The organism is Granulicella sp. L46 (genome assembly GCF_009765785.1).
Lineage (GTDB): Bacteria > Acidobacteriota > Terriglobia > Terriglobales > Acidobacteriaceae > Granulicella.
In genome coordinates this window covers 35,630-52,715 of record NZ_LMUT01000012.1, presented here as the reverse complement: position 1 = coordinate 52,715, position 17,086 = coordinate 35,630, and the positions used below count along the sequence as shown (strand labels likewise).

General features: G+C 57.5%; 10 protein-coding genes and 1 pseudogene. 8 read left to right on the top strand and 3 right to left on the bottom strand.

What is annotated here, in order from left to right; all coding sequences use genetic code 11:
• Positions 1–123: 123 nt before the first annotated feature.
• A complete protein-coding gene (locus GSQ80_RS23290) occupies positions 124–2,163 on the bottom strand; it encodes a PP2C family protein-serine/threonine phosphatase (RefSeq protein WP_254059553.1) in 2,040 nt (679 codons plus the stop codon).
• A 569-nt stretch (positions 2,164–2,732) separates the two neighbouring features.
• Between GSQ80_RS23290 and GSQ80_RS23285 the strand changes: the two genes are divergently transcribed.
• The 5 genes from GSQ80_RS23285 to GSQ80_RS09435 all read left to right on the top strand — a co-directional run bounded on the left by GSQ80_RS23285 (position 2,733) and on the right by GSQ80_RS09435 (position 8,745).
• Entirely contained in the window at positions 2,733–3,359 is a 627-nt protein-coding gene (locus GSQ80_RS23285; protein ID WP_254059552.1) for a hypothetical protein, read from the top strand.
• Complete coding sequence (locus GSQ80_RS09450; RefSeq protein ID WP_254059551.1) at positions 3,335–4,516, top strand: DUF885 domain-containing protein; 1,182 nt, start codon at positions 3,335–3,337, stop codon at positions 4,514–4,516. The genes GSQ80_RS23285 and GSQ80_RS09450 overlap by 25 nt, the downstream gene beginning before the upstream one ends.
• A 439-nt stretch (positions 4,517–4,955) precedes the next feature.
• Positions 4,956–5,459 carry a 2Fe-2S iron-sulfur cluster-binding protein gene (locus GSQ80_RS09445; RefSeq protein ID WP_158787420.1) on the top strand — a complete coding sequence of 168 codons (504 nt, stop codon included), beginning with the start codon at positions 4,956–4,958 and terminating at the stop codon, positions 5,457–5,459.
• Positions 5,456–6,442, top strand: a complete 987-nt coding sequence (locus GSQ80_RS09440; RefSeq protein ID WP_158787419.1) for a xanthine dehydrogenase family protein subunit M — start codon at positions 5,456–5,458, stop codon at positions 6,440–6,442. Before GSQ80_RS09445 ends, GSQ80_RS09440 begins: the two co-directional genes overlap by 4 nt.
• Positions 6,439–8,745: a xanthine dehydrogenase family protein molybdopterin-binding subunit gene (locus GSQ80_RS09435; protein ID WP_158787418.1), complete on the top strand. Its 2,307-nt coding sequence runs from the start codon at positions 6,439–6,441 to the stop codon at positions 8,743–8,745. Before GSQ80_RS09440 ends, GSQ80_RS09435 begins: the two co-directional genes overlap by 4 nt.
• On the opposite strand, the pseudogene GSQ80_RS09430 reads toward GSQ80_RS09435, so the two are convergent.
• Positions 8,728–9,866: pseudogene (locus GSQ80_RS09430) on the bottom strand (IS30 family transposase). The gene GSQ80_RS09435 and the pseudogene GSQ80_RS09430 sit on opposite strands and share 18 nt — an antisense overlap.
• Before the next feature lie 75 nt (positions 9,867–9,941).
• Between GSQ80_RS09430 and GSQ80_RS09425 the strand changes: the two are divergent.
• Together GSQ80_RS09425 and GSQ80_RS09420 are read left to right on the top strand one after the other, a co-directional pair.
• The gene (locus GSQ80_RS09425) at positions 9,942–10,946 is read left to right on the top strand and encodes an ABC transporter ATP-binding protein (protein WP_254059550.1); all 1,005 of its coding nucleotides are present in this window, start codon (positions 9,942–9,944) and stop codon (positions 10,944–10,946) included.
• A gap of 57 nt (positions 10,947–11,003) precedes the next feature.
• A complete protein-coding gene (locus GSQ80_RS09420) occupies positions 11,004–14,672 on the top strand; it encodes a M1 family aminopeptidase (RefSeq protein ID WP_158787417.1) in 3,669 nt (1,222 codons plus the stop codon).
• Positions 14,673–15,246: 574 nt separating this feature from the next.
• Here GSQ80_RS09420 and GSQ80_RS09415 read toward each other — a convergent pair.
• A complete protein-coding gene (locus tag GSQ80_RS09415; RefSeq protein WP_158787416.1) occupies positions 15,247–15,390 on the bottom strand; it encodes a DUF3309 family protein in 144 nt (47 codons plus the stop codon).
• Positions 15,391–15,530: 140 nt separating this feature from the next.
• On the opposite strand from GSQ80_RS09415, the gene GSQ80_RS09410 reads away from it, so the two are divergent.
• Complete coding sequence (locus tag GSQ80_RS09410) at positions 15,531–16,742, top strand: ATP-binding protein (protein ID WP_158787415.1); 1,212 nt, start codon at positions 15,531–15,533, stop codon at positions 16,740–16,742.
• Positions 16,743–17,086 lie beyond the last annotated feature (344 nt).

Here is a 17,086-nt window from a genome sequence, read left to right as displayed (position 1 = left end):
CTTCGTAGATAGTGCGTAGTAGCCAACGCCCATGCACCCTCACCTCGCACTCCGTCATTACAGGCGCTTTCTTCGCAGTCAACGCTGAAGTGTTAAGATGCGTCCCAACAAGCTGTCGGCATTCTAAGCGACGGCGAGGGTGAGAACCGTGATGTCGTCTTCCTGACCAAATCGAACAGCGGTATCGGCGATTTGCTGGGCCCGCAAGAGTGTGAGATTAGGCAAGCGTTCAAAGCCGTAGAGTTCACCCTCATTGTTGCGAGCTTCCGGCACGCCGTCGGACATCAGCACCATGGATTCATTGGCAGCAAGCTGTCCGACGACCAAGTCATACACTTGGTCCGATGCAAGGCCCAGGGGGAGAGCGGGTGGGGTCTCTAGCTCGGCACCGCCGATGTAGGGAGAGATGTGGCCCGCGTTTGCAGCGATGAAGCGTCCATCGGGAAAAAGGTGGACGCAGCACGCGGTAGTAAAACCCATCTCAGATTGGCTGAGCAGTGCATCATTCAAATTCGCCAGCGCCACTGCCGGATCGCGCGAAGTTTCCCGGCGCAGCACGCCCAAGATCATAGCCACGCGCATCGCGGCGGTCAGCCCTTTGCCCGACACGTCACCCACGATTACGAACAGCGAGCCATCTTCCAGCGGTGAGAGCAGAAAGAAGTCGCCGCCTACTTGGTTCGCCGGATGGAAGGCAGTTTCTACCTGGAAACCAGGCGTTGGGCTCGAGGAACCCGAAAGCAGCAATTGTTGTACGTGCTGAGCTGCCGCCAGCTCCGCTGCCAACTCCGCCCGAGCCCGCGCCAGCCGTACGGTGCGCAGAATCAGGAATCCGAGCAGCGCAAGCAGGAACAAGAAGTGAGCCAGCTCGTCCCAGCGGAAGTACAGTATGTCGCTGGACGCCGGGGGGATAAACGCATGCTTGCTCAGATGCGCGAAATAGAGAACGGCAAGAGAGATCTGAAGGTAGAGGAACATGCCCTGGATCAGCAGGGGGATGGAAAGTAGCAGAGCGTCGAGGTTGCGCTGGCGCCGCCATATCCATAACGCGAAAAGCGGAAGCCCGAGATATAGTGGAGCGATTACAGCGGCGGTCAGGGCGACCAGAGTGAACAGAACCGCCCTGGGAGGAATCTGTGCGGTATACGTGACAATGTTGAACACCATACCGGCGATCATGCAGAAGCCGATAAGCCATTCGTAAGCAACGATCCAACGTGAGCGCGGGAGCCTCAGAATCATGCGGGCAAACTCGATGCCTGCGATGATGCCGATAAGAGAAAGAACCTGAACAGGGAGCAGTGACCAACGGCTGTAGGAGAGTAGATGAGAATCCTGCCAGATCCCAATGGCATCGGTAAGAAATAGGGTAGCTAAGAAAAGGCAGAGGGCGAGATATTCCCGCTCGTCGCGCAACGTAAGAGCCAGCGCGATCGCGATAAACAAAATTAAACCCGTAAGAGCCGTGTTGACGGCGTTAGAAGTGAAGGCACGAAAGTTGAAGAGCGCGGTACGCTCGGAGAGCACGGAGGCGTCCCCGAGCGAGAACGTTGTATATGGGCCGAAGCCAGGCGCACTATTAAGGGATGCTGCAGCTGCCTGAATCTGAGCGCGCACGGCGATGGTGAGTTTTCCGCTAGCGATCAGGTCGTCGGGGAGCGTGGCGCGCCGGTCAGGGTTGCGTCCAACGCGCCCCCCGCCGGCAGGAAAGTCGGTCACCGGGCCGGTGAGGACACCATTGACGAAGACCTCTTCCGAACCAGCGAATTGACGAAAGAGAATTGCCAAGTTGTGCTGGCCGGATGCGATCTGAACATGGGTGCGGTACCAAACGAAGTTGGGATGCACGATTCCGTAGCTCGCGAGCGGCTTGGTAATGTCAATGACGGTCCATTGCGAATCGTCGAACGCAGGCGAGGCGTAGGCAGCATCATCGCCCTGACGAACGAGCCAGCTGGCGGTGAGATCAAGCGGGTGGTTGAGACTAGATGCAGTGACGTTGTGTGGGTCAATTGGAGGATGATAGGTCGGTCCCTGGGCTTCCGCCGGTGGGACAAAGGCGGTCGTCGCCGCGAAAATGGCAAAAAGCGGAAGCAGCCGAAACATTTGGTGTAATGTCATGCGGATCCCTATTTGGATTGGTTGACCGGTGGTGTCCAGCATACAGGGTTAAGTTCCGGTATTACCGCGCATTGCGCCAACCACCCGATCCGTAGATCTCACTATTCTTCTGGGCTTACAGTACTCATATGTTCAGGCATCGTATCGGTTGGCGAGAACAGACGCCTCGTTTAGCGGCGTCAGGCAACGAAAGCCCCGTCATCCCACTGAACACCTTACGGACGCAAGGTCATTCCCGCAAAACAGGGTGGTCTCAATGGGTTGATGCAGCACTCAGCTCAGACCCACACGCATTGAAAACAAAAGCTAAAAACGCTGAATAGGGTTAGATCAGGCCGGAGCCTTACCTTGGTTAGCTTTGGCCGAATCGGTCAAATAGATAAATTCTTCAGGGTAAGCATTCGTGGATCAGCCGTTTAGATATAGTGTTGCGTCGAACCGTTGAGACCGCCAGTGTTATTGGCAACCTGCCGATAACAGACGATACGGCAACCGAACGCCATTGGTCACAGAAGCACGTTTGTGAGGACTTATCGTGTTCGCCGGGATTTACGAATTGTAGAATCGCCAAGAAGAGCCAGATGCAACCGGCCCTTTCCAGGAGCGTGGGGATGAACCGACGTATCGCAGCTGCCACACTTTTTCTAATGCCAGGCCTGTGTAATCCGCAGGCGGTTTCAACGGCGACGCCCGATGGCAGAGTCTGGATTCAGCGGTCAAACACGTTTACGCAAAAGGTTCTGTACCTCGAGATGAAATACGCACCCGAGGAGGGCACGCGCAACGGATTAGATCAGTTCGACACAGATGTGTCCGTGCCGACGCTCGCCAATATGTTCGCCGAAAACAAAGAGGCTGCGCTTCTTGCCGAAGAGTTTGAAGCGCAGATCAAACGGGAGAAGGACCCAAACGTCGCGGAGGACCTTCAGATACTTGTTCACAACGAAAGGTTGAGCATTCGGACCGACAACTATACGGAAAATCACCGTGTCCGGTTTCGCAACCCGACGTCGTGGGTTTTCAGTGGCCTGAAAATGCTGCTGGACGACCAGATGCCCCCCGAGAGAAGGCAGGCTGCAGTCGTCCGATTGAAGAAATATGCGGGTCTGGTTCCTGGGTACCGTCCGCTGGCTACGGCCATGATGGAGCGCACCGAAAGCAAATGGCCAAGCCTGGCATGGTCTACCCATCACGCCGCGAACTGGAAACACAGTTGGCGCGAAATGCGACCATTGTGAGCGGCATTGCTGACCTTTTCAAGAAATACAACCTGACAGGGTGGGAAGCTCCCTTCGAAACACTAAAGAAGCAGCTGGCTGACTACGACGCCTGGCAGCGTGCGACGGTGCTGCCTAAAGCGTCTGCCAGCAATGGCCTCCAGCCCGAAGAGTACGCGCTGAGGCTTGAGGCTGCAGGCGTCGATATTCCTCCCGCTCAGTTGACGGCGATGGCGCACAAAGCCTTCGCGGACATACAAGCGCAGATGGCGCCGCTTGCAGCAGAAATAGCCAAGGCGCACAGCTGGCCCTCAGCTGACTATCGCGATGTCGTCGCGCAGCTGAAGAAGAACCAGATCGCAGGCGCAGACATCCTACCCTTGTATACCGATCACCTGCACGCCATCGAGCAGATCATTCGTGACCACAAACTCGTCACTCTGCCTGACCGTCCCGCGATCATCGAAGTGGCAACCGCGGCCGAAAGCGTTCAGCAGCCGGCCCCGCACATGCGCCCCCCGCCTCTCGTGCACAACACGGGACAGCGCGGCGTCTTTGTTCTTCCTCTAAATATCCCGGCCGGAACGGGCCAAGCGGCGGCGACTAAGCTGGACGACTTTTCTTATGAAGCCGCAAGCTGGACACTCATCGCGCATGAAGCCCGGCCCGGTCATGAACTTCAGTTCGATTCCATGGTGGAAAACGGTGTCTCACTTGCACGCGCTATCTACGCTGGAAACTCGACGAACGTCGAGGGTTGGGGCCTTTATTCGGAGTACATCGTGCAGCCCTACATGCCTAAGGAAGGTCAACTGATCAGCCTGCAGGGCCGTCTGGTGCGTGCGGCCCGAGCGTTCCTCGATCCTGAGCTGGAAAGTGGAAAGATTCAGCCCGAGCAGGCGATGACCATCCTCACTCACGACGTGTGCCTGAGCGAGCCACTCGCGAACGAAGAGGTAGAGCGCTTCACGTTCCGCGCCCCGGGACAGGCAACCAGCTATTTTTATGGATACACCCGCCTCTTGGAGCTCCGCCAAAAAACCGAGACGGCACTCGGACCCAAATTCAACCTGATGCGCTTCCACGACTTCATTCTGGCGCAGGGCCTGCTGCCCCCCGGCCTCATGGAGAAGGCTGTGATGGAGAAGTTCGTGCCAGAAGAGAAGGCTATCCCGTAAACCAACCGAGCGTGCGGTTCTCATCTCTGACTGAAAGATCATATCGAACTGTCGACTTATCGCCAGGATCGGCTCTTGTTCCCTGAAAACGGGGCGGTCTCAATGGGTCGACGCAAGACTATATCTAAACGGCTGGTCCACGAATGCTTAACCTGAAGAATTGATCTATTTGACCGACTCGACGAAAGCTAGCCAGGGTAAGGGTTCGGCCTGATCTAACACTATCCAGCGTTCTAGCTTTTGTTATCAATGCGTGTGGGTCTGAGCTGGTGTTGCATCGACCCATTGAGACCACCAGACTTCGCAGGCACTCGCCTCCATCCGTTGTGCCTGAGCGCTGGATTCTGAGGGGGCCGGTTTTGGCCAATCACCTACACCCCCAGGATGATTTTCTGCGTCCTATCGTACAGCCGATTTAGAAGGCGTTGAGGTTCATCGCATGTCAGTCAACATCAACGGATTGTCCGTCGACCTGCCAAGTGATGCGCGGGTATCGCTGCTCGACCTCCTTCGTGACCATTTAGACCTGCCCGGAACCAAAGTGGGCTGTAACCAGGGAGCGTGTGGGGCCTGCACTGTGTTGGCGGATGGAGAACGCATCCTTTCCTGCCTTGCGCTGGCGGTCCAATACGAAGGCCGTTCCGTCACTACGATCGAGGGCCTAACAGTCGAAGGTTCGTTGCACCGGCTCCAGCACGCCTTCATCGAGCATGATGGTTTTCAATGCGGGTACTGCACTCCCGGACAGATCTGCTCGGCCATCGGCATGCTTCGCGAAGTTCAACGCGGGGTTCCTAGCCTCGTGACCGAGGACCTTTCCAGCCGTTCGATTGCCCTCACAAGGGACGAGCTGCGCGAGCGAATGAGCGGTAACCTCTGCCGGTGTGGCGCCTATAACGGCATCGTCGAGGCCATCACGGAATTTGCGGAGACGAGCAAATGAACAATTTCACGTATGTCCGCGCAACCGATGTCGCCGAAGCTGTCCGGCAGGGCGGCCAAGCCCATGCGAAATTCCTCGGCGGCGGCACGAATCTTGTTGACCTGATGCGCGAGACCCTGGAGCGTCCATCGGTGCTCGTGGACGTGACCGGCCTCTCGAGCGCGATCACAGACCGCGAAGACGGCGGCATGCTGATCGGCGCTGCTGCAAAGAACACCGCGGTTGCAGAACATAGAGGGGTCCGGACCCGCTATCCGCTGCTTGCCCGCGCGATCCTTGCCGGTGCTTCGGGACAGATACGCAACATGGCGACGGTGGGTGGAAACCTTTTGCAACGGACGCGCTGCACCTATTTCTACGATGATGACGGATCCCGCTGCAACAAACGCGGGCCGGGACAGGGATGTGACGCCATCGACGGGTTCAACCGGATCCACGCCATTCTGGGGGCGTCGTCTTCGTGTGTCGCGACTCATCCATCGGATATGTGCGTTGCTTTGGCGATGCTGGACGCGGTAGTGCATGTGACGGGATCGCAGGGGGAGCGGACGATCGCCTTCGCTGACCTGCATTTACTTCCCGGGAATCATCCGGAGGTGGAAACAAGCTTAAGCCCCGGGGAATTGATCACGGCAGTAGAGCTACCTGCGCTGTCGTTCGCGCAACGTTCAACGTATCGCAAGGTTCGCGACAGGGCGAGCTATGCGTTTGCGCTGGTGTCCGTTGCGGCCGCTATGGAGGTCGACGACGGAGTAGTAAAGGGTGTGCGGGTTGCGTTAGGCGGGGTCGCGGCCAAGCCATGGCGAGCATTGAGACTGGAGGCCGCGCTGACGGGACGTCCAGCCAACGAGGAAAGCTTCCGGGCGGCGGCGGAAGCAGAACTGGCAGACGCACAACCGTTGCGTCATAACGCATTCAAGATAGAGGTTGCCAAGCGCACGATCGTGGCCGTGCTAGCGGAGTTGGCAGGAGATCGCTTATGAGCATCAAAGAAGCTGCACATGCGGTGATGAAGAAGGCTGTTCAGGTTGCTCCGGATAAGTGGATGCCTGGCGCGACTCCCGATCCACTAATCCGGCAAAAGCATGGGCTGATCGGCACCCCGGTGTCGCGTCTCGACGGGCCGCAGAAGGTCAGCGGCACAGCCCGATTTGCAGCCGAGTTCCCGCTGGAACGCATGGTCTACGCTGCGCTGAACTACAGCACGATTGCCAAGGGGCGGATCCGTGAGCTTCACACGGCCGAAGCTGCTGCCGCCCCTGGGGTTGTGCTGGTGATGACCCATCTGAATGCGCCGAGGATGACAAGGGTCCCTTTGTTTGGGTCAAATGCAAAAGCTGCCGGGGGCGACGATTTGCCCATCATGCAGGACGAGCGTATCCACTGGAACGGCGAGCCTATTGCGGTGGTGCTTGCGGAGAGCCAGGAGCAGGCTGATTACGCCAAGTCGCTCATCCGCGTTGCGTACGAGGCGGAGCCATCGGTAACCACTTTTGAAGTTGCGAAGGCCAGTTCCGAGCAGGGAGTCTTTCAAGGCGAGCCTTTGCTGCTCGAGATCGGCGACGCTGAGGCTGCGTTGGCAGCAGCGCCGCATAAAGTTGACGTCGTCTACCGGACTCCGCGGCACAATCACAACCCGATTGAGTTACACGGCGCAACCGTGGCCTGGGACGGCGATGAACTGATTGTGCACGATGCGTCTCAATGTGTGACGCACACCGCCTGGTCGTTAGCGCAGGTATTTGATATTGAAGAAGAGCAGGTGCACGTCACGTCTCCGTATGTCGGCGGCGGGTTTGGAAGCAAGACGCTTTGGCAGTACCAGGTGCTGGCGGCGGCGGCGTCCAGGTTGGCCGGGCGACCTGTCCGCATTGTGCTCTCGCGCGAAGGGGTTTACCGCATCGTGGGTGGCCGCACGCTTACGGAACAACGCGTTGCGATCGGGGCGCAGGCGGATGGCCGGTTCGATGCCCTGATCCAGACGGGTGTGGTTGGCATGGGAAGGCATAACAATATGCCGGAGCCTTTCATGCTTCCTGCGAAGTCAGCCTACAAATCGGGAACCTTCCGACTCCAGGTCGAAGCGGCCAGGATGGATATGGTCGGAAATACGTTCATGCGGGCTCCTGGCGAGGCGGTTGGGACCTTCGCATTGGAGAGCGCCCTTGATGAGTTAGCGGTGAACCTCGGCATGGATCCGATCGAGCTGAGGATCCGTAATGAGCCGGATAAGGACCCAACCTCCGGGGTTCCATTCTCCTCGCGCCACATCGTGGAAGCGTATGTTGCCGGAGCGGAAAGGTTTGGGTGGAACCAGCGCAACCCGAAACCGGGAGCTCGCCGCGAGGGTGAGTGGCTCGTAGGCCTGGGATGTGCCACGGCCACTTATCCATACTACCGGATGCCGGGCGGCGTGGCGCGCATCACCTTGACGAACCGTGGGCGCGCGACCGTCTCGATCGCGGCGCACGAGATGGGTATGGGCACCGCTACCACGCAGACCATGGTGACTGCCGACCGCCTCGGCCTAGCCCTGCAATGCGTGACCGTCGAGTACGGAGATTCGCACTTGCCCGGTGTGGTCCTTGCCGGAGGTTCCCAGCAAACGGCATCGATTGGTGCAGCGGTGACGGCCGCGCATGACGCTCTTATCACCGAGCTGCTTAAGCTTGCCGGTAAGGAGTCAGTCCTATCCGGGCTCGATTCAGAGGATGTGATTGGCCGAGACGGATACCTGTGCGACATTCACAAGCCCGATCGCCGCGAAAGCTATGTGTCCCTGATGGCGCGGATAGGGCGGGAGCAGATCACGGTGGAAGGGACAGCGCCTCCACCACTCGAATTTACGCATTGGTCGATGCACTCGCATGGAGCGATGTTCTGCGAGGCGCGCGTCAGTGGGGTGACCGGCGAGACTCGTGTGACTCGCTTCCTTGGCTCGTTTGACTGCGGCCGCATTCTTAATCCGAAGACCGCGGCCAGTCAGTTCCGAGGCGGCATCGTGATGGGCCTAGGCCTGGCGCTAATGGAGGAAACTCAGTTCGACGAGCGCAAGGGTCGCATTATGAACCCGAGCCTTGCCGAGTACCATGTGCCAGTGCAGATGGACGTTCCCGAGATTGACCTGATCTGGACAGACATCCCCGATCCCCACGCTCCTATGGGAGCGCACGGAGTTGGAGAGATTGGCATCACCGGTGTCGGTGCGGCAGTTGCAAACGCTGTGTACAATGCTACGGGCACGCGGGTGCGAGACCTCCCGATAACCTTAGATAAAATGCTGTAGCGGCTCGAGCAGTTTAAAATCCAACGTTTTCCTTGGGCGTTGATTGAGTGCCGTGCCACTTTATCGAGGTCGGCCTGGGAGTAGCCGGACAAGTCGGTTTTCTTCGGGAAGTACTGTCGTAGCAAACCGTTGGTGTTTTCGTTGGAGCCGCGCTGCCATGGGCTCTGCGTATCGCAGAAGTAGACGTTGACCTTGGTGGCGATGGTGAAGTTTTTGTGACTGGCCAGCTCTAGTCCTCGATCCCAGTCAGTGACCGCCGCAGCGACGCGGGGAGTTTACGAACCTGCCGGCTCAGCGCATCGACGACGGTCGCCGTGTCCTTGCTGGGCACCTTGACCAGGATGACGAAACGCGAATGCCGTTCGACCAGAGTTGCGATGTGAGTGTTCTTGCTGCCTGCGAGCAAGTCGCCCTCCCAGTGACCGGGGATGGCGCGATCTTCGATCTCTGCTGGCCGCTTGCGGATAGAGATGGCATCGATCTGACCCTGGGAGTGGCCTAGCTCGAGCATGTACTGAGCGACGGATGAATCGCTTGGACCGAAGATGCTGAATCAGCTCCGTTTTCAGCACTCCTCGAGCCTGGATGGATAAACTGCGGTAGAGGGTCTCGTGGGACACGCGCATACTCTCGTTGCTGGGATACCGTCTCTTCAGCTACCCAGAAATCTGTTGTGGCGACCAGTTCTGGATCAGTTTACTGGTCACGATCAGCCGCAGCTTCCGGTGCCTTGCAAGCTGGCAGGCCTTAGGTCGCAGAGCCAACTTCCATGCCCGCTGATCGGCTTCACTGGCTCGATACGCTGGACGGCCGCCGTGACGTACCACCTCCCGACTTACCGTCGACGCAGCTCGTTGAAGTCCTCTGGCGATCTCGCGAATCGACGAGCCGGAAACCATCCCTCGTGAGATCTCTTCCCGCTCGGCCAGGGTGAGCGTTCGCTCCGAGCGGCGGCGGACGGCCGGAGCGATCCCGCCGTGCTGCGCTAACGGGAAAGGGATCGAGCCATGATCCTTGCCAAAGGCCCGTCCAATCTCATGCAACGACTCGCCCACCTTCCAACGCTGCCATATCTCGGCCTTCTGCTCCACAGAAAGCCCATGCCGCCTTCCTTGTCTCATCAACACCACCTCCAAATCAGATAGTGTTGCATCCACCCGTTGAGACCGCCCGACTTTGAAGGAGGTTGGATTCCTGTGCGTCCGTTTAGCCGCGGCCTCGCCGCTCCCGTCCCCACAGCGGCCGTGATATTCTCCGGCTACTGTAATCATCCAGCTTTCACCCGCATCGGAGGGCACCCGCGCGTGGCACTCACTATCACTGGTCTATCCAAGACCTACCCCAACGGCGTCAAGGCACTCAAGAATCTCTCCCTCACCATCGGCAACGAGATGTTCGGCCTCCTCGGCCCCAACGGCGCCGGCAAGTCCTCCCTCATGCGCACCGTCGCCACCTTGCAAGACCCCGACTCCGGCACCGTCACGCTCGACGGCATCGACGTCCTCAAGGACAAGAACGCCGTCCGCAAAGTCCTCGGCTACCTGCCCCAGGAGTTCGGCGTCTACCCTAAGATGTCCGCGCTCGACATGCTGCACCACCTCGCCATCATGAAGGGCATCTCCAACAAGACGGAGCGTAACCAGATGGTCGATGCGCTGCTCAACCAGACCAATCTCTGGGCCGCCCGCAAGAAGTCCCTCAGCACCTACTCCGGCGGCATGAAGCAGCGCTTTGGCATCGCGCAGGCGCTCCTCGCCAACCCAAAACTCATCATCGTCGACGAGCCCACCGCCGGCCTCGACCCCGCCGAGCGCAATCGCTTCCTCAATCTCCTCAGCTCCATCGGCTCCAACGTCACCGTCATCCTCTCCACCCACATCGTCGACGACGTACGCGAGCTCTGTCCCCGCATGGCCATCATCGCCAGCGGAGAAGTCCTCCTCGAAGGCAGCCCCGCCTCCGCGCTCGATGCGCTGAACGGCAAAATCTTCTCCAAGGTTGTCTCCACCGACGACGAGCTTCGCGCCCTCGAAGCCTCCTTCAATGTCATCTCCACCCACCTCGTGGGTGGCCTCCACGAAGTCCGCATCTATGCCGACTCCAATCCCGGTGCCGACTTCAAGCCCGTCGACTCCGGCCTCGAGGACGTCTACTTCCTCAACCTAACCAAACACGCCGCCAACGCTGCAGCAGTGAACTAGCCCCGCGAATTAACCGGCAAACACACTCACAGCGTCTAGCGAAACGGAAGGGTTTACATGGCACAGTTCTGGGAATTCTTTACATTCGAGCTCAAATTCCGAGCCAAGAGCGTCTCTACGTACGTCTACTTCGCGCTCTGGTTTATGTTCGAGTTCTTCTGCGTCGCGAGCGAAAGTTTTGGGCCTATCGGCAACGCGAACGGCAAGGTCCTGCTCAACGGTCCTTACGCTAACACCTATAATTACATCGGCGCCAGCTTCTTCGGCGTCATCGTCATCGCCGCCATCTTCGGTACCTCCATCCTGCGCGATTTCCAACGCGATACCATCCAGATTCTGTTCACCAAGCCGATCTCAAAGTTCGCTTACCTCGGCGGCCGCTGGGCTGGTTCGTTTGTCACCACCGTCTTCGCCTTCTCCGGCATGCTCTTTGGCGGGTTCGTCGGCACGTTCGCACCCTGGGCCGACCACACACGCATTGCCGCTAACCATCTCTCCTGGTACCTCCAGCCGTTCTTCTCCGTCTCGGTCGTTCAGATCTTCTTCTTCGGCTCGCTCTTCTTCCTCGTAGCCGCACTTTCACGCAAAATCTTCATCGTCTATCTGCAGGGCGCCGCTGTCTTCATCCTGTACTACATTGGCGCGAACATCATCCTGGGTACAAGAACGCTGGACCATTTCTGGTGGTCTGTCTTCGATCCAATCGGGTTCGTCTACAGTGACCAGATCGCCCGCTATTGGACTGTTGTCGAGAAAAACAGCCTGTTGTTTCCGTGGGCGGGGCCATTCCTCTATAACCGACTCCTGTGGATCGGCATCGGTCTTCTAAGCCTGCTCGCCGTTTGGGTACTCTTCCCCATGTCGGTCGAGACGCTCACTTCTAAAGCAAGTGGCAAGCGAGCCAACCTGCAGCGCGAACAGGAAGAAGCCTCCAAGCCACGACGCTCACTCGTCGCCGTTCCACTGCCTCTCGTCCATCAGTTCTTCGGCTTCAAAACTTCTTTCGCGCAGTTCATGTCCCTCACCCGCATTCGTGTATCGAACATCATCAAAGAAATCCCGTTCTGGGGAATCCTCGTACTGATGATTGCCCTCGCCACGGTCAATGGCCATTACGCAGGACGATTGGCCGGCACCAACGTCTGGCCAGTAACGTACCTCATGCTCCAAGCCGTGGAAGGTGGCGCCGCCCTCTTCCTCTACATCGTCTCCACGTTCTATGCCTCCGAACTCATCTGGCGCGAGCGCGACACCCACTTCGACGGCATTCACGACGCTCTCCCCATGAGCGAAACCACCGACTGGCTCTCGAAGTTCACAGCCCTCTGCACCGTCGAGCTCGCCATGCTCACTGTCGCTGGCCTCTGCGGCATCCTCATGCAAACCGTCGCCGGCTACCATCACTACGAGCTCTTGCAGTACGCGCAGGAACTCTACCTGGTCATGTTTTCCCAGATCGTCATCTTCATCCTCCTCTCCCTCTTCATTCAGACCATCGTCTCGAACAAATTCATCGGCATCGGCATCGTCATCCTGATCTTCGTCACCACACCCATCCTGCAAAACTTTGGCTGGGAGAACACGCTCTATCTGCCCACCAACACCACGTCCGTCACCTACTCGGACATGAATCGTTATGGACACTTTGTCCAGGCGCTCATCTGGTCAACAGGATATTGGCTCGGCTTCATGTGCGTCCTCGGCGTCCTCTCGATAGCGCTGGCCCGCCGTGGTTCCGAAGACAGCTGGTCCTCCCGTTTCCAGCTAGCCCGCCAACGCGCCCCGAAACTTCTGCCCGCAGGCGTCTTCTTTCTCCTGGTCACCATCGGCAGCGGCCTCTGGTTCTATTACAACGCTCATGTGCTCAACGCCTATATCAATGCCCGCGAAGGCCGAGCGATCCAGGCTCAATATGAGCGCGAAAATAAGAAGTACATGCACCAGCTTCAGCTCAAACTTGTCGCTGCGGATACCAACGTGGATATCTTCCCGGAGCGGCGATCGTTCTCGGGCACCGGTCACTTCGTCCTGATGAACAAGTACCCCGTCCCCATCTCGCAGGTGCATATTTCCGACGCACATCCCGGGGCTTTTGGCGCCATTAACATTGAACCCTCTGTGAGTAACGTGAAGTTCAACCGGCCATTTCATGTTGTATCGGTTAGCTCGCACAACATGTACACGATCTACCAGTTCGATACCCCCGTCGCTCCCGGCGAGACGGTGGACATGACCTTCAACGTAGCCCACACCAGTCGCGGCTTCCGGGATGGACATGAAATGCCCGAGATGGCTTACTCTGGCACGTTCTTCGATCAAGCGTATTTCCCCACGATCGGGTACGACACGGGAGTAGAACTCCAAGATCCCCGCCGCCGCCGCGAACAACATCTCGGCGACCTCACCCTCCTGCCTCCTCGCGGCGACGCCTGGGGTCAGCTCATCAGCCAGGATTACATCAAGTACAAGACCACGGTCAGCACCTCGGACTCAGACAACGAGGGCAAGCCGCAGATCGCCATCTCGCCCGGATATCTCCAGAAAGATTGGCACCAGAACGGCCGCCACTACTTCACTTACGACATGGGCGACGTACCGATGGCATCATGGTTCAGCTACAACTCAGGCCGCTACGACGTCACCCGCGACGTATACCAGGGCGTCAATGGCCCCATCAACATCGAGGTCTACCACATCCCCACTCACCCCTATGACATCGCCGATATGATCGCGGCGTCCAAGGCAGGCCTCGCGTATTACGAGAAAAACTACGGTCCCTACCAATTCAAGCAGTATCGGATCATCGAGTATCCCCGCTACCGCACCTTCGCGGAATCGCTGGCCAACACCGTTCCCTTCTCCGAGGGAATCGGCTTCATCGATCGCACCGAAAAGCCGGAAGACATTGACTACTGCTACTTCGTCACCGCCCATGAGTTAGCCCACCAATGGTGGGGACACCAGGTGATCGGCGGCAATGTCGAAGGCTCGAACATGATGTCCGAATCCCTTGCAGAATATTCCGCCCTCCGCGTCATGGAGAAAAAGTACGGCGCCGACAACATGCACAAGTTCCTCGCCCACGAGCTTGACGGCTACCTACGCGGCCGCTCCGGCGAGATCCGCCACGAGAACCCCCTCGCCCTCGTCCAGAACGAAACCTACGTCTGGTATCAAAAGGGTTCGCTCGTCATGTACGGCCTCTCCGACTACATCGGCGAAGATAAGCTCAACCTCGCACTCCACAACTTCCTCATGCAGTACCAGTATCCCAACGCCCACACCACGCAGGAAGTTCCCTACCCCGACACTCGCCAATTCGTCGCAGCCCTCCGCGCCGCCACCCCGCCCGAATACCAGTATTACATCACCGACGCCTTCGAGAACATCGTCCTCTACGACAACAAGGCCCTCACCGCCACCTACGTCCAGACGCCCGATGAGAAATACAAAGTCACCCTGACCGTCCAGGCCAAGAAGTTCAAATCAGACGGTTCCGGAAACGAAACTCCCATGCCCCTCGCCGACTACATCGACATCGGCGTCTTCTCCGGCAAGAAGGACCACGAAAAACCCCTCTACCTCAAGAAGGAAAAGATCACCCAGGAGAAGAACACCTTCGAGATCATCGTCGACGAGCTTCCAACCCGCGCCGGCATCGACCCCATCAACAAGCTCATCGATCGCATCCCCGACGACAACTCCATCGACGTCACCAAGCCCTGACCGCGCAGAGAATAAACCCGACTTAACGTCGGTTCAGCGCTTCAATAACACCTCGCAACATCGCTTCGGGCTAAAGGCCTGAAAGATCGAGGGCACGCCTGATGAAATTCGGACTGCGTGCACAGCCGCCCGCTACGGTTTGAAAACGGCCAAGTAAGAGCTGAAATCTGGGATCGAACTCTCACCTCGTTCCAAAAAACGGCGTTATGGGCAACTGACCGAAGTTGCCGAAAACCCGACCTCACGAAGAAGCCGGGCCTTTGAAGGTCACCTGTCCGCGTAATCGGCTTCTGCTGAACAGCGCCTACAGAAACAGTCGGGCGAACTTGCCAAAATCGGACCTGCTGGAGCTTCGCGGATACTGCCCACTTCTAGGTTTTGCTCACTAGTCTCACAAAGGGTTCGCGATTATGGGTGGGCGAGAAAAGGCCAAGTCGCGAGAACAAATAGTCTCTGCGATTAGCGGCTTTGGGGAAGCGCTTTCGCACATTCCCCAAAACGGTGTTTTCGGCAACATCGCGTACCCAATAGATGGAAGCCGAACGCCGCCATATCAGGCGCTTCGCATACTTCGCTAGATGACCTTAAGCAAAAGGAGAATAAGCACAATGGTTAGGATGAGGCTGAGGCCCCCACCGCCGTAATAACCGAGGCCCGGCCCCATGCGATAGCCGCCAAAACCGAACACCAAAATCAAGATCACAAGAACGATCAGCATATATTCTCCAAGGTTAGAGTAACTATTGTCTCTGGTTGTGATGCGGAAATGAGGTGCCGGGATACCATCGGCCAAATAACGAGGCCCATAATGTCACACCTTTTTGCGTCACACTAAAAGGTGTGATACAAGAAAGTGTGATGAATAACCCTTTTGAATTTGGGCGCGAACTTGGGACAGGGGAACTCGTCGACCGTCACAGCGAGGTCGCCGAGGTGGTCCAGACCGTGGACCAGGGAGCTAAATTGTTTCTTATCGGGCCCCGACGCTTCGGCAAGACCTCAATTCTCAAGGCCGCTGAAGACCGATTAGGACAGACCCGGGCTGTCGTATTGCGCTTCGACGCAGAGAGTTACCCTTCCCTTGATCTCTTGGTAACAAACCTCATCGCTGACGCCGCCAAACATTTGAAGGGCCCGGTCGAACGTGTCGGCGAGCAAATGCGCTCTTTCTTCTCGCGCCTACGGCCAGAGCTGACCTTCAATGTCACTCAAGACTCCTGGAGCGCCAAGCTTGGCCTAAGTGTTACGTCCAATCCACAGGGTCACGCAGCGCTCTTGGTCGATGCACTGAACGGACTCGAAACTCTCGCGACGGCGCAGCCGAAGAACCGGCCAGTTGGTCTTATCATTGACGAATTCCAAAAAATTATCGAGATGGGCGGGCCCCAGGCTGAATCCCAGATCCGCGCAGCCATACAGCGGCACAAGCGTGTCGGCTATGTCTTCGCCGGTTCCAAGACGCGCATGCTCACTGCAATGACTATGGACGTTGCCAGACCATTTTACCGGCTTGGCACGGTGCGCTTTCTCGGTCCGGTTCCCACGCTAGACTTCGAAGCATTTCTAACGGCTAAGTTTCAGGGAAGCGGATTTCGAATTGAATCTCCCACGCCAATACAGAAGATTCTCGAACTCGCGGAAAATGTGCCGTATAACGTCCAGATGCTCGCGCATGCATGTTGGAACAAACTACGCTCCCGTCCAGCCAGGCCAACCCCTGTCCTAAGTTCTATTGTCGTCAGAGAGTCAATGAATCTCCTTGTCAGGCAATACGACCCTTTCTATACGCAAACCTGGGCAGGCCTGACTTCGATCCAGCAAAAGGCTCTGATTGCCGTGATAGAAGAAGACGGATTGCGTTTGCAGAGCCAAAAGGTTGCTGAATTTATCGGTAAAGGGGCGTCTACAGTCAAGCGGTCGCTTGACTTGCTCACTGACAAAGATATCCTTCGCGAACAACAATTCAAAGGCGGCGTGCAGCTGCGCTTCGAAGACCCGTTTTTTTCGCAATGGATCCGTGCGCTTCCGGCTAACGTGACGGGCTTTTTTTCAATCACGCAAACGAAATAAGTGTACTTAGCGATATCTACCCGAGCATGCGGGATTTGCCATGTCCACATCCAATGCTTAAGTAGCCAAACAAGTCTGCCAGAGATCCAAACCATTTGCACACTTGCCCGAACTCGAGAATGGCTGCTCGTCAAGTAGAAGACAAACTGGCGTCAAGGTTTCGTTTGCCGACTATCTGCCCTACCCCAAGTCCGCGGCGGCGGACACTGATACGTAGCACGCTAGTCCGTCTTCTGCGTGCCAAAATTTAGATGATACTAATACGCGCTCGATTGCGCCCACGGCGGAGGTCTGAGATAAAGGCTAGGACGGGTTATATCTGGCATGGAATTCAATTTGCACGC

Coding starts and splice junctions, on each gene's coding strand:
- GSQ80_RS23290 (WP_254059553.1), bottom strand. CDS start 2,163: ATGCTGGACACCACCGGTCAACCAATCCAAATAGGGATCCGCATGACA.
- GSQ80_RS23285 (WP_254059552.1), top strand. CDS start 2,733: ATGAACCGACGTATCGCAGCTGCCACACTTTTTCTAATGCCAGGCCTG.
- GSQ80_RS09445 (WP_158787420.1), top strand. CDS start 4,956: ATGTCAGTCAACATCAACGGATTGTCCGTCGACCTGCCAAGTGATGCG.
- GSQ80_RS09440 (WP_158787419.1), top strand. CDS start 5,456: ATGAACAATTTCACGTATGTCCGCGCAACCGATGTCGCCGAAGCTGTC.
- GSQ80_RS09435 (WP_158787418.1), top strand. CDS start 6,439: ATGAGCATCAAAGAAGCTGCACATGCGGTGATGAAGAAGGCTGTTCAG.
- GSQ80_RS09420 (WP_158787417.1), top strand. CDS start 11,004: ATGGCACAGTTCTGGGAATTCTTTACATTCGAGCTCAAATTCCGAGCC.
- GSQ80_RS09415 (WP_158787416.1), bottom strand. CDS start 15,390: ATGCTGATCGTTCTTGTGATCTTGATTTTGGTGTTCGGTTTTGGCGGC.
- GSQ80_RS09410 (WP_158787415.1), top strand. CDS start 15,531: ATGAATAACCCTTTTGAATTTGGGCGCGAACTTGGGACAGGGGAACTC.